This window comes from Salsuginibacillus kocurii DSM 18087, from assembly GCF_000377705.1.
Classification (GTDB): domain Bacteria; phylum Bacillota; class Bacilli; order Bacillales; family Marinococcaceae; genus Salsuginibacillus; species Salsuginibacillus kocurii.
In genome coordinates, this window is the sequence record NZ_KB898623.1 from 618,377 (window position 1) to 631,536 (window position 13,160).

The 13,160-nt window shown below is 41.5% G+C and carries 11 protein-coding genes and 1 other RNA gene; 5 read left to right on the top strand and 7 right to left on the bottom strand.

All coding sequences use genetic code 11. From position 1 onward, the window contains the following. Positions 1-10 precede the first annotated feature (10 nt). A complete protein-coding gene (locus tag D469_RS0103065; protein WP_018921897.1) occupies positions 11-1,303 on the bottom strand; it encodes a UDP-glucose dehydrogenase family protein in 1,293 nt (430 codons plus the stop codon). Positions 1,304-1,860: 557 nt separating this feature from the next. On the opposite strand from D469_RS0103065, the gene D469_RS0103070 reads away from it, so the two are divergent. The 5 genes from D469_RS0103070 (at position 1,861) to D469_RS0103090 (ending at position 6,565) form a co-directional block, all read left to right on the top strand. Next, entirely contained in the window at positions 1,861-3,105 is a 1,245-nt protein-coding gene (locus D469_RS0103070) for a CotS family spore coat protein (protein WP_018921898.1), read from the top strand. Further along, the gene (locus D469_RS20895) at positions 3,102-4,904 is read left to right on the top strand and encodes a glycosyltransferase family 4 protein (RefSeq protein ID WP_018921899.1); all 1,803 of its coding nucleotides are present in this window, start codon (positions 3,102-3,104) and stop codon (positions 4,902-4,904) included. Before D469_RS0103070 ends, D469_RS20895 begins: the two co-directional genes overlap by 4 nt. A 507-nt stretch (positions 4,905-5,411) precedes the next feature. Further along, positions 5,412-5,627: a hypothetical protein gene (locus tag D469_RS0103080; RefSeq protein WP_018921900.1), complete on the top strand. Its 216-nt coding sequence runs from the start codon at positions 5,412-5,414 to the stop codon at positions 5,625-5,627. 171 nt (positions 5,628-5,798) lie between these two features. Continuing rightward, complete coding sequence (locus tag D469_RS0103085) at positions 5,799-6,038, top strand: hypothetical protein (RefSeq protein ID WP_018921901.1); 240 nt, start codon at positions 5,799-5,801, stop codon at positions 6,036-6,038. A 317-nt stretch (positions 6,039-6,355) separates the two neighbouring features. Next, positions 6,356-6,565 (top strand): hypothetical protein, encoded by a 210-nt coding sequence (locus D469_RS0103090; RefSeq protein ID WP_018921902.1) that lies wholly within the window; start codon positions 6,356-6,358, stop codon positions 6,563-6,565. 180 nt (positions 6,566-6,745) lie between these two features. Here the strand turns inward: D469_RS0103090 and D469_RS0103095 are convergent, their stop codons facing one another. The 6 genes from D469_RS0103095 to secG form a co-directional block, all read right to left on the bottom strand. Beyond that, positions 6,746-7,456 (bottom strand): hypothetical protein, encoded by a 711-nt coding sequence (locus D469_RS0103095; protein ID WP_018921903.1) that lies wholly within the window; start codon positions 7,454-7,456, stop codon positions 6,746-6,748. Between the two features lie 263 nt (positions 7,457-7,719). Next, positions 7,720-8,085, bottom strand: a transfer-messenger RNA (tmRNA) gene (gene ssrA / locus D469_RS21445). 116 nt (positions 8,086-8,201) lie between these two features. Next, complete coding sequence (gene smpB, locus D469_RS0103100) at positions 8,202-8,708, bottom strand: SsrA-binding protein SmpB (RefSeq protein ID WP_018921904.1); 507 nt, start codon at positions 8,706-8,708, stop codon at positions 8,202-8,204. Positions 8,709-8,992: 284 nt separating this feature from the next. After that, on the bottom strand, positions 8,993-11,293 hold the full coding sequence (gene rnr / locus D469_RS19470; RefSeq protein ID WP_018921905.1) for a ribonuclease R: 2,301 nt from the start codon (positions 11,291-11,293) through the stop codon (positions 8,993-8,995). 24 nt (positions 11,294-11,317) lie between these two features. Next, on the bottom strand, positions 11,318-12,073 hold the full coding sequence (locus tag D469_RS0103110) for an alpha/beta hydrolase (protein WP_018921906.1): 756 nt from the start codon (positions 12,071-12,073) through the stop codon (positions 11,318-11,320). Between the two features lie 743 nt (positions 12,074-12,816). After that, positions 12,817-13,047 carry a preprotein translocase subunit SecG gene (gene secG, locus D469_RS0103115; protein WP_018921907.1) on the bottom strand — a complete coding sequence of 77 codons (231 nt, stop codon included), beginning with the start codon at positions 13,045-13,047 and terminating at the stop codon, positions 12,817-12,819. Positions 13,048-13,160 lie beyond the last annotated feature (113 nt).

Genomic DNA, 13,160 nt, shown 5'->3' on the forward strand with positions numbered 1-13,160 from the left:
AATCAGAGCATTAGGAATAACCAATACCTGTATAATAAAAGTTTAATCGTTTCATTTCTTGGGCATCTAACATGTTTCTACCATCAAAAATGAAACGGTGACGTACTAATCCAGTAACTTTCTTCCAGTCGAGTTCCTCATACTGAGGCCAATTTGTACAAATTATAATCACATCAGCACCTTTAACAGCTTCATAAGGATCACTGTGTTGGATAACTCCTTGGGCTAGCCACGAAGGTGACAGCTGTACAATTGGATCATGCACAATCACTTGTGCCTTCTCATCTGTTAATTGTTTCATAATGGGAAATGAAACAGATTCCCGTGTGTCATCGGTATCCGGCTTAAAAGCCAATCCGAGTAGAGTCACCTTTTTCCCTGCTAAAGAAGGGTACTTTTCTCGTACTTTCCCTAAAAAATAATCAGGTTGGGTCTGATTAACTGTTTCTACTTCTTTCAAAATCTGGAGAGGGTTTTGGTAAGCATCAGCTGTCCATAATAATTCTTTTACATCCTTAGGAAAGCAAGAACCTCCATATCCTAAACCAGCATGTAAGAAAGCAGACCCAATCCGATGGTCCAGCCCCACCCCTTTTGACACATCACGCACATTAACTTGAAGCTGATCACACAGTCTTGCTATCTCATTCATAAAAGAAATTTTAGTAGCTAAGAAAGCATTTGAGCTGTATTTGATCATTTCAGCTGTCCGGGTGGTCGTTTGTACAATCGGACAGTCCCAGCTTTTATAAATAGTTTTCATATCATCAAGTCCTGCTGTGTTGGTGCTGCCTATCACAATTCGATCTGGATTAAGAGCATCTTGCACGGCACTGCCTTCTCTTAGAAACTCAGGATTCATAACCATATTTACAGCGAAACGCCCTTGGCTTGCTTCATGAATCCACTCGCCAATTTTTTCTGTACTTCCGATCGGTACCGTACTTTTTACTATCACAGTTTTTGTTTTGTTTATAAAACTCCCAATCATCTGGGCGGCTTTTTTTACATACGTTAAGTCTGCATTTCCGTCCTGCTGAGATGGTGTACCTACGGTAATAAAGAGAACGTCATTCGTTTCAACAGCTTCCTTAGGATCAGAAGTAAACGTTAAGTTTTTGTTTTGAAGTTGTGTCATGAGCATAGTTTGCAGGCCTGGCTCATGAAAATATAATTCTCCCTTCTGTAAGGAAGAAATTTTATCGTTATCAACATCTAAACCGGTAACTTCATGCCCTGCATTCGCTAAAACGACTGCCATTGTAGTACCTACATAACCCATTCCTATAAATAATATTTTCATGAAACTATCTCCTTTTTTGCGAAACCCTACGTTTACTATATTGTCCACTTCAATAGTGGCGACGGCGAAACTCAGGGGATAAGCAGCCAAAAGTCAAATTCAGGCTTTCATCACTTTTTGGCGTAGAAGAATCCAGCAACACTTTGACTGAGACGGAAATGAAACTAGAAGTTTTATCTTCCGGGTCTTTGCTTCCGGAAACTCCTCTGCTAAAACAAAAAGGGCCGAGCCTTAATCACAATAGGCTCGGCTTTTTTAGGATATCACGCTGGATCCAGACAACTATGTAGCTCCCTCCTAAACTTAGGCAGATCAATGAATGTACATTTTAAAATAAAGCTAATTCGTGGCTTTCCATCTTTACCGTTCATTTGCCTTAAAAATTCTTTGATTTATAAACGACTGATTTACAACATTTGACTCTGTTTTTAATAGGATACTATTACTATGCGAAGAACCACTGTTCCAAAAAACCAGCAGTGGATATGGATTAATCCTGCGACATTTATTTTTCGAAAGTAAATGTTACGACTATAACGCAAAGGAGAGAGAAACAGGTGGCAGATAAACTCCAAAATAATCGTTCCAATAAGAAGCCTGAAAATAGGAGCGTTCCTAAACCGGAGCACCAGGCCCCCACCTCAACGCAAGCTGTCGGAAACAATAGCAGCTTAAATCAATCAGCCGGAAAGAATAACCCTCAATTAATAAAACCATGGGCCCAAGAAATCATTGAAAATAACCTGGATCCACTGTACGTTCCTGATTATATTAAGGAAATGGCTAAAGAGGTTGTGAAATCTTATGACTTCGAGGTTCAGCAATGGACTGTAATGGCGCTTAAAGACGAACAAGGAGGAGCCATTTGGAAAATCGATACAAACAAAGGACCTTTTAGTTTAAAGATATTGCACCGCAGGCCGATGAAAAGCAAATTCAGCCTGGGAGCACAAAATTATTTAGTTAAAGAAAAGAAAGCCAGAGTTCCAGCTATTGTGCAAACAAAAGATGGAGAAGATTATGTTGAAATGGGCGGGAAATTGTGGTTTGTGGCCAAATGGATTGAAGATTTACGGGAAGTCGCTGAGGATTTAGAAGGGACTAAAAAGCTTTGCTATGCATTAGGAGAGTTTCATAAATTATCAAGAGGCTACAAACCTCCAGCTGACGCAGAAATTCAAACCCGGCTTCACCGCTGGCCAAGAACCTATGAAAGAGTTGAACTGAAGATGGAATGGTTTCGTAACGTAGCCAACGCCTATGATGAATACTCAGGAAGCCAAACGATCCTGTCCGTACTTGATACGTTTGAAAAACACGTTCAAGAAGCACGGGCCAGGTTAAATAACTCTTCCTATCATGAGATTGCAGCTCGCGGCATTGAAGATGCAGCCCTTGTTCACCAAGACTACGGCTGGTCCAATGCGCAAATGGGCGATGAAGGCATGTGGATTATTGACTTGGATGGAGTAGCTTTCGATATCCCCATCCGCGATTTAAGAAAGCTGATAGAGGAGCGCATACACGCTCTAGGGGAATGGGATATAAACTGGATACGAGAAATGATCACAGCCTATGAGCAAGCTCATCCGATAACCGATGAAACGTATGAAATGCTGCTTATCGATTTGTCGATGCCGAATTTGTTTTATAAACATGTAAAAGATATTATCTACGATCCGCCGACATTTCTAACTACGGAAGTTGATGAACTGCCCACTGTCATTGAACTTGAGGAAAAGAAGTGGCCAGTTTTACAAGAGCTTGCCAGCGACAGAAAAGGAGGCCCTACTTTTAAATGAACGTGTTAATCATTTGTACAGAAAAATTGCCTGTCCCTGCTATACGCGGCGGGGCCATCCAAACGTATATTGATGGTTCTCTTCCTGCCTTAAAGAAAAACCACAACATTACCGTTTTAGGACGAAGCGATCAGGATCTTTCTCAAGAAGAAACCAGAGATGGGGTTCGCTACTTTCGCGTAGAAGGTGGCCTGTTAGAACTTTATCGAGAAAATGTAGCTCAGTTTTTAAAAGACACCTCGGAAAAATATGACCTCATTCATATTTTTAACCGCCCCCGCCTGATAAACGCTGTGCGTGACCTTGCTCCAACCTCAAAAATTGTATTAAGCATGCACAATGATATGTTCAAGCCTGAAAAAATTGATCATGAAGAAGGCGCTTCAGCCGTAAAAAAAGTAGATAAAATTATTACCATCAGCAATTATATCGCGGAAACGATCCAAGGCTTTTTTCCCGAAGCCGAACCAAAGCTGCAAACCATCTATTCAGGTGTAGACCTTGACCGTTTCGTCCCTGCCTACTCAACAAAAGGCCAAAATATAAGCACAAGAATGCGCAAGGAGCATAACCTTACTTCCAAAAAAGTAATATTATACGCTGGCCGAATTTCACCTAACAAAGGACTTGACGTACTAATTCGTGCGATCCCGGACTTAGTAAAGAAGCACAAAAATGTGGCCCTTGTAATTATGGGAAGTAAATGGTTCAGTGATGACTCAATCACAGATTATATTGCTTATGTGCGCGCTTTGGCTGAACGGCTCCCGATTCCAGTTATTCAAACAGGCTTTGTAGCACCAGACCAAATTCAAGATTGGTTTGTCGCTTCTGACATTTTTGTCTGTACCTCACAATGGCAAGAGCCTCTTGCTAGAGTACATTACGAAGCGATGGCAGCGGGCTTGCCAATCATTACGACCAACCGTGGAGGAAACAGTGAAGTTATTGAACCATCCAAAAACGGGATATTAGTAGAGCAGCCGGCAGATACAGATGAATTTGTAAAACACTTATCATATCTTCTTTCAAACCCGTCTCTAGCCAAATCAATGGGCAGACATGGCCGAAACTTAGCTGAAAAACATTACACTTGGGATCGAGTAGTTAATGATATTTCAGCAGTGTGGGAAGAGATGGAGCATGCGCCTGCCCATGACGAGCAGTTAGAAGAGACGGAAGCTTTAAAAGCAGCAGCCGCTGATATAGAAATCGATCCTGAGGCAGAAACTGAGGATTCCGTTCTTTCTGAACCATCTGCTGCTGAGGCAGAAACTGAGGATTCCGTTCTTTCTGAACCACCTGCTGCTGAGGCAGAAACCGAGGAAGCCGTCCTTCCTGAACCATCTGCTGCTGAGGCAGAAACTGAGGATTCCGTTCTTTCTGAACCACTTGCTGCTGAGGCAGAAACTGAGGATTCTCTCCTTTCCGAACCACTTGCTGCTGAGACGGAAACTGAGGATTCTCTTCTTTCCAAACCACCTGCTGCTGAGGCAGAAACCGAGGAAGCCGTTCCTGCTGAAGCGCCTGCCTTTGATATAGAAATCAATGAAGCTGATCCATCCGAACCGAATGCTAACGAAATAAAAGCTGTGGAAACTTCACAACTAGTCACCATCCAAACCGGAGGCAAGGTGAAAATTGTTTGGAATTCCCGGAATTCTAATGATAAAGGCAGCTTGTCTGAGGATAAAAAGCAGAAGAAAACTTCCAAAAAAGATAAAAAACAACAAAAAGGAAAGGAAAAAAACAAAAATCGTTCAAAAAAGAAGTCTCTCAATGTGTCAATGATGCTTTAGAGACACCCCTTTGAAAAACAAAACACTGTAACTGATGGTAAGGGAGGCATATTTCTTTAAGCCGCTATTTCTTAATAAATTGCGGTCCCTCCCTATGCCTCCAGGCCTGCCGCTGTACCATTTTCTACTTCCAAAAACAGCAACCATCAATCCTCTTCTCGTTTTTAATAAACCAGGATCATACCATTCCCTCAAGTGGCGAGTTACCTTATTTAAAAAGGCAAGTCATTCTCTTATAAAAACACATTATACTGCTGTTTACAGTGGCTAAGAGGAAATCGTTTTTACACCCTGAAACAAACACATGAACTTGCCACCTTTTTTCTATAGTAGTACGTGGTAAAAAGTGCAAGCGGCTTTTTATTCTATTGAGAATTGCTAGAATATAGGCAAAAGCCCCTTTTCCTAAAAATCCTTAAAACTACTACCCATTGGGAAAATACATCATACACTACAGTATCCTAGTTAGTCATGAACCAGGAAATTTTAAAAAAAGGGGGATACTTTATGGGTGATAAAAATACTGGGAACACTAACATTTACGAGGTCTTAAAAACTTTTCCCATGAACTATCCTATTAACAAGGTGGTTATAGAAGAACAGGAGGAAGACGTTACAAATTTCTTAACGTTTGATGAAGAAAACGGGGTCGCCATTTTTAAAAATGGCGCAGAGACAAAAGTTGTTGAATATTGGAAAATTACTGGATTTGATATGAATTAAGCCAGATAGAAACAGGTATGTAATTGGACGGTATGGGCTTTTTGCCTCTACTTTTTTTAAATCAAGTTGAATTTGCTTTCTGACTGTTTCTATACCTTTCTCCCCGAGTAGATTTGAAAATTTTTGCTTCATTACATGAAGAGAGGAAATTGTTGAAAAGGAGAGTATGTTATGAGTGACAAAGGGAACAACAGCATTACTGATGTATTAAGATCTTTTCCTATTAATTATGTTGTCCATGAAGTAGAGCTGCAAGGGCAAAGTGAAGAAGTTACAAACTTTTTAGGTTTTGATGACGTAACCGGTCTCGTGCTCTTTAAAAATGGCAGCGAAACAAAAGTTTTTGATTCCTCCAGAATTACCGGCCTTCTCTTAGACGAAGATCCAAATGGTGAAAATGAGGATAATTAATAAGTTATGCTCTCACTCTCATTTTATAAGCAATAACATCTAACCTTAGACCTTAGCTTAATTCTTACTCTACAAATGTCTTTTGGCTGCGCCACTTGCTTAATCATACCCTTTTCGCCTTAATGTATACCAACAAGAATAGATCATTCTGAGCGTATAAAAAACCTTCTCAATTACCACCCCCTCCAGCCTTATTAGTACCTTTCGTTCTATTAACAGCTGGCGCTTTTAAATAAAGATTGATAACAGCTGTCATTTACTAAATGATTATAAAGCCACCTATTTACAATCAAAACCTTAAGAAAGGAGCATCCCTTATGGGTAATAGTAATTACGGAGAGGTAAGCGAACTGTTAAATTCGTTTCCAACTGACTTTCCTGTTAGTACAGTAATACTGCAAGGACAAAGTGAAAATGTTACCAACTTCGTGTCTTATGATGAAGCGACTGGAATCACCATTTTTAGAAACGGAGCTGAAACAAAAGTTTACGACTGCTCAAAAATTAGCGGCCTTAAAATGGATTAAATATCAGTCGAAAAACAAACTTGAAAAAGAGAGTATGGGCTTTTTTCTTTGCCTATACTCTCTTTTAAAGACTAACCATATTTTTACCACATCGCTTTGTTAAACAAAGTTAAGTGAAATTACATAGAAAATCCCAACCAACTGGGTAATGGCCATCATACACGGTTGTTTTAATCAAAATTACCATTTAATAGCGTCTATCTTTTCTACAGCAACACTTTCCAACTCATCATCTTTTAAAAAATACGCAATTCCATTAGAGGTGTCTAAACTTACAAATTTAGATACATTTACGGGACTTCCGCTTATAATAATTTGATGAACTGGGTAATTGTATGGCATGGTTTTTAAAATATCCATAAAGGGATCACTTACTTTTAACATATGCTCGACTTTCGATTCCAATTCTTGGTTTATCTGGCTTTGTTCCTCAAATTGATGAGATAAGTCCTCATGAGCGGCATCGTAATTTTCTATACGTTTATTTAGTTCCTTATTGATCTCTTTTTGCTCATCAACTAAATGATTCAATTCTTCATTCGCAGCATCTTGGTCTTCTATACGTTCAAAAAGTTCCTGTTTTGACTTATCTTGCAAGTTAAGACGCTGATTAAACTGGGCTAGCAGTGCTTCAAACTCACTCATTTGCTTTGTTAAGGACCAGGTTATTCTCTCCTGATTATTAATTCCCCCAACCATTTGATTCTTAATGTTTGAACACTCATCCTTCAAATCACAAAACTTATCATTTAATTTTCTTTGTTCATCAGCTAAAATGTCCATTCTACTATGATAATAGACCCATTGGTTCCCGTTAAATTTTCTTCGAGTATGAGGTGTAACGATATACATGGTAGGACTTATGCTTTCTTTTCCCTTATCCATACCCAACACTTACCCCTCCCTTTAACAAATTCATTAATAGTAATATATGTAGGCAAGAGCATAAAGTGACTCAATTAAAGGAGTACAAGGGTCTAACTGGCAATAGCTCAGCATTAAAAAACAGGTGCTATGAGTTAGCACCTGTTAAAAAGTCAAATATATGTCTCCATTCCACCACTCACTGGAAAATGGAAACTTTGTTAATTGCTGGTTCAACCTGCCGTATGTCAACTGTTTATAAGCTGGTCATACCGTCATCCTGTAAGTATTGGTGGAGACGGCGGGAGTCGAACCCGCGTCCAGAAATATCGGCACTTAGACCTCTACGAGCGTAGTCGCTATATTATCATTCGCCATCACTTCGGCCTAGCGACAGGCTTCCATGTGGCTAGTCTGATTAGTCTCTTCCTTCCGGCCTCAGACGGTGGCCAGAAGGCGTACCCTGCTATTGAGTGAGACCCTTCAATCCTTCACACAGGGGATGAAGGGAAGGATCCGCTAGTAACTACTTATGCAGCTACTGCGAGGTTTTCTTCGTTTTTGCCAGTTATTATTGGCGGTGGCATTTTAGCGAGTTTGCCAGCTCGGCTCGCAGCCTAAGCTCGACCTATTCCTGTCGAATCCGTATCGTCCCCAAATGGGTAAATGAACGGTTAGGAGCGGACTGTCTTAGACAGTTCAACTTCCATCCCGTTGGACAAATAATTATAGCACAGAAAACGTTGCTTGCCAACCGTCATTTTTATTTCATTTACATGCCTTTTGCTCGTTGACCAAGCGCCTTATCTACTTCTCGCTTCATCGTTTTTTGTTTGAGCGCTTCACGCTTGTCATATTTCTTTTTCCCTTTTCCAAGCCCAATTAATACTTTGGCAAAGCCATTTTTAATGTATAATTTGAGCGGAACGATCGAATATCCTTCTTGTTGCGATTTTCCGATCAGCTTTTTTATTTCTTTTTTGTGGAGCAGCAAACGTCTCGTTCTAAGCGGATCATGATTATGACGGTTACCTTGTTCATAGGGGCTGATATGGACATTATGAAGCATGACTTCTCCGCCTTCAATTCGGGCAAACCCGTCTTTTAAATTTGCACGTCCGGCCCGGATCGATTTAATTTCCGTACCCTTTAACTCAATACCTGCTTCAAAGGTTTCTTCAATTGTAAAATCATGCCGTGCTTTTTTATTTTGAGCGACCAGCTTTCCTTCCGTGCTTGGTGGCTTTGTATCGCCCTTATTTTTCTTTTTTGTCGCCATGTCGCATCGCACTCCGTTTTTCGAGATTCATTCATTCATCATAGCAAAGCCATCTTAAAACCGTCAAATGCCAATGTTTTCGGCTGTAAGAAGTCCGGCTATTATATATATGGATGAAAACATGTAAAGAAAACTTGGCAAAGCCAAGCTTACGGCGCAGGCTGAGCCTTCGTTGTATGTATACCGATTCTTTCAACTATTTATACATTGTTACGGAGCAAAAAGACAGCAAGGCTGCCTGCTGGTAAAGCTTTGCTTCTTTTCAGCTGGCAGCCACTCTTTGATTATTTATTTGCTTTCTTTTTTTTCTTTCCGCCTTTGTTGTTACGTCCTTTCTTTTTTTGACCCTCGTCTTTCTTTTTTTTCTTGCCGCCACCATTTTTGCCAGGTGCCTCTGTATCTTTTGTCCCTTTAATAACCGTTGGTGACTCTTTTTTCTTGCGTTGTTTTCTCGCGGGCATCCCGATAATTTCAAAATCAACCGCACGTTCATCTACATTCACATTAATGACGCGTACGTCAATCTGGTCGCCAATTCGGAACATATTGCCCGTTCTTTCACCAATTAACGCATATTGCTTTTGGTCATAGCTATAATAATCATCGGTTAAATAGCTGACATGTACCAACCCTTCGATTGTATTCTCCAATTCCACAAAAAGGCCAAAGTTGGCAGCACCGCTTACAAATCCAGTGAATTCTTCACCGATTTTATCCTGCATGAATTCAGTTTTCTTCAAGTCATCCACTTCACGCTCAGCATCTACTGCCCGTCGTTCTCGCTCTGAGGAATGTTTGGCAACCTCCGGAAGATTGTCATTCCAGTGGCGCTGCGTTCGTTCGCTCGTATCCCCTTCAACCAAATACGTCCGAATCAAACGATGAACGATTAAGTCCGGATAGCGACGGATGGGTGATGTAAAATGAGTGTAGAAATTAGCGGCCAGGCCAAAATGACCGACGTTGCTTGGGTCATATTTTGCTTGCTGCATCGAACGAAGCATCACGGTACTGATGACAGCTTCTTCTGGTTCACCTTTTACTTCTTCAAGCACTTCCTGAAGCGCACGCGGATGAATGTCATCTGCTTTTCCTTTTACGGCATAACCGAAATTCGTAATGAATTCAAGGAAGTTCTGCAACTTGTCGGCGTCCGGGTCCTCGTGAATACGGTAAATGGCCGGCAGCTTCAACCAATGGAAGTGCTCTGCTACTGTCTCGTTAGCAGCAAGCATAAATTCTTCAATTAACCGCTCCGCTACAGAGCGCTCCCGCAATTTCACATCAGTTGGACGCCCTTCTTCATTTACTTCCACGCCTGCTTCCTTAAAATCAAAATCAATCGCACCGCGGCGCGTACGTTTTTTACGAAGAATCTCAGCAAGCTCAGCCATATCTTCAAAAAACGGCACAAGGTCACGGTATTTTTCCGTGGTTTCTTCATTTTCTCCTTCAAGGATTTCCCGTACTTCTGTATAAGTCATGCGCGCATTGGTGCGAATAACCCCTTCAAAGATGTCATGGCTGACTACATCACCTTCTGGAGAAATCTCCATCGTGCAGGAAAGTACCAAGCGATCTACTTGCGGATTTAAACTGCAGATTCCGTTGGACAGACGGTGAGGGATCATCGGAATCACGCGGTCGACCAAATATACACTTGTTGCCCGCTCATAGGCTTCCTGGTCGATCGGCGAATCTTCTTTTACATAATGAGTGACATCGGCAATGTGCACCCCTAATTTATAATTGCCATTCTCTAGCTTTTCCACTTGAACGGCGTCATCTAAATCCTTTGCATCCGCCCCGTCAATTGTAACGATCCGTTCGTCGCGTAAGTCACGTCTGCGGCTTACTTCACTTTCCTCAATTTCATCGGGGGTATTATTGGCTTGTTCTAATGCTTCTTCGGGAAAATCCCCCGGTAACTCATGCTTATGGATGATCGCTAAAATGTCTGTTCCCGGGTCGTTTTTATGCCCGATTATCGTAACAACCATACCTTCGGCGCTAAAACGACCTTCTGGGAATTTAGTGATTTCAATGATGACTTTATGCCCGTCAACGGCTCCATTTGCTTGGCCTTTCGGGATGAATATATCATTTGCGATGTGCTTATCGTCGGCCTCCACAAAGCCATAATTTTCATAATCGATATAGGTGCCGACCACCCTGGTGGTGCCACGCTCTAGAATACGGACGACTGTGCCTTCCTGGCGCCCACCCTGGGGACCGTCCTGTTTACGAACTAACACAGTATCTTTGTTCATCGCCCCGTTCAGCTCGTTAGGAGGCACAAATACATCTTCGAGGTCTTCTTCCTCCGGTAAGATGAAGGCAAAGCCTTTTTGGTGTGCTTGCACGGTTCCTTTCATTAAATTCATTTTTTCTGGTATCCCGTAGCGATTACTGCGGGTACGAACAATCTTTCCTTCATCTTCAAGTTCATTCAATTGTTTTACCAGGGCACGGAACGACTCGGAACCAGAAGCTTCAAATACTTCCTGCAGTTCTTCAGTAGACAGTGGTTTGACAGCTTCCTCCTTCATATAAGTCACAATTTGCTGTTTCTGGTCTTCATCCATTGCCACATCTCTCCTTTCTGCTATCTATTTCTCATTTTCCCAATCCAATTGTTCTAAAAACTGATAGATATCTTCAAACAGCTGATCCCGTTCCGGGCCATGAGTAATGACGTGCGGCGAATTTTCGTACCATTTTAATTCTTTCTCATCCGAAGCGATTTCCTCATAGATCACATTCGCATTTTCAGGCTTTACCATTTCATCCTTCACGGCCTGTACCACCATTGTGGGGGCATCAATCATATCTAGGCTGTCATATACTTCCTCAATCAATTCATTAATTAGCGAAAGTGTGGTCGTCGGCAGCTGTTTGAATGCTTCCATCTCTTTATGAACTTCTTCTTCGCTTTTATTTTCAAGCTGTTTATATTCTTTTGCGTATTGTAACAAGCCATTATACAAACGATCTTTATTTTCTCTTGTTATGATAGGGGCACACATCGGAACAAGTCCTTTTACTTCATAGGAGACACCCGAACGCAAGGAAAGCAGTCCACCTAAAGAAAGGCCGCAAATAGCAATTTCGTCATACCCTTCATTTTTTAAATGTTGAAACGCTTGATCTACATCGAGCCACCAGTCTTCAGGCCCTGTTTGTAAAATTTCTTCAGGAGGGACGCCATGCCCTTTATACAACGGTGCATGAGTCGTATATCCTCTTTTTTGCAAATATCTTCCCAGCATGCGCACATCGGTAGGTGAACCGGTAAACGCATGCAATAATAAAACAGCTCGTTTTCCTCCTTCAAATGTAAACGGTTTTGGCGGTACCATCTTCATAGTATTTCCCCTCTTTCTTAACTGCTTTCAACGTTGAAATTGTTATTTTTCGCATACTATTATTTTAAAATTGGTTGCTCTATGTTCTCTATTCGCTGCAAACGCAGAGAGCGTTTTAAAATCAAGCCATGTTCGCAGCAAATGTTGCAGCTAGGTAGAAAAACGTTATGATATCGAGTTGCTCACACCGCTCGGTATACCGGTTGCCGACAGCATATATACAAGCTGATAAGTAGCAACTCTCTTCTGCCCGAGCTTTACTGGAAACCTCTAACACGGACAGTTGAAGACCTTGCAGAGCCGGAGTTCCCGAGGAGGTTACAGTGAATCTGCGACTACGAAGACACAGCGAGGTCAAACGAAGTGAAGATCAAGCTGATGTCCTCCTTTGTCTGCAATGAAAACGTCGGCCTAGAGCTAAGAACTGAATACACATATTGAATACTTACATAACGAGCGAAGAACCTGTGAACAGTTTTGCAACGTTAGTGATCTTTTATTCTTTCATTGTGAACCTGTGGTTTTAATCCCAACATCCTCTGCTGAAGACGTGGAAGTAGAGGCAGAGCTCATAACTTGTCGCGCAATGGTGAAAGAGTATTCACCTTCTAGTCTTCCCGTTCCCTGCTTTCTTCAACCTTCTTTGCTCCTATTCCCCCAGAAACGAACAAAAAGCAGCGGATTATCCGCTGCTTACGTATTGCTACAGAGACTTGCGTGTCTGTTCGCTTCACTTTTGTCCGTTACAAGAAATAAGCAAGTGCAATGGTCACAAGGAAGAACAAAACAGCAAGTACAACCGTAGCTCGGCTCAAAAAGGCTTCCACACCTCTTGCTTTTTGTTTCCCCATAAGCTGTTCAGCACCGCCGGAAATAGCTCCGGACAGTCCTGCACTGCGGCCTGATTGCAACAATACTACGGTAATTAGCCCCAAGCTAATAAGAATAAGTAGTACAAACAAGGCGGATTCCAATGCGTGACACCTCCAAGTACATTTACCACCATGGATAATTTACCATACATATGAAAGGGAATCAATTGTATCTTTTGCATATGTGCTTATGCATATACGTATATAAGCTTTTG

Coding starts and splice junctions, on each gene's coding strand:
- D469_RS0103110 (WP_018921906.1), bottom strand. CDS start 12,073: ATGAAGATGGTACCGCCAAAACCGTTTACATTTGAAGGAGGAAAACGA.
- D469_RS0103085 (WP_018921901.1), top strand. CDS start 5,799: ATGAGTGACAAAGGGAACAACAGCATTACTGATGTATTAAGATCTTTT.
- rnr (WP_018921905.1), bottom strand. CDS start 11,293: ATGGATGAAGACCAGAAACAGCAAATTGTGACTTATATGAAGGAGGAA.
- D469_RS0103080 (WP_018921900.1), top strand. CDS start 5,412: ATGGGTGATAAAAATACTGGGAACACTAACATTTACGAGGTCTTAAAA.
- D469_RS20895 (WP_018921899.1), top strand. CDS start 3,102: ATGAACGTGTTAATCATTTGTACAGAAAAATTGCCTGTCCCTGCTATA.
- D469_RS0103065 (WP_018921897.1), bottom strand. CDS start 1,303: ATGAAAATATTATTTATAGGAATGGGTTATGTAGGTACTACAATGGCA.
- D469_RS0103090 (WP_018921902.1), top strand. CDS start 6,356: ATGGGTAATAGTAATTACGGAGAGGTAAGCGAACTGTTAAATTCGTTT.
- smpB (WP_018921904.1), bottom strand. CDS start 8,708: ATGGCGACAAAAAAGAAAAATAAGGGCGATACAAAGCCACCAAGCACG.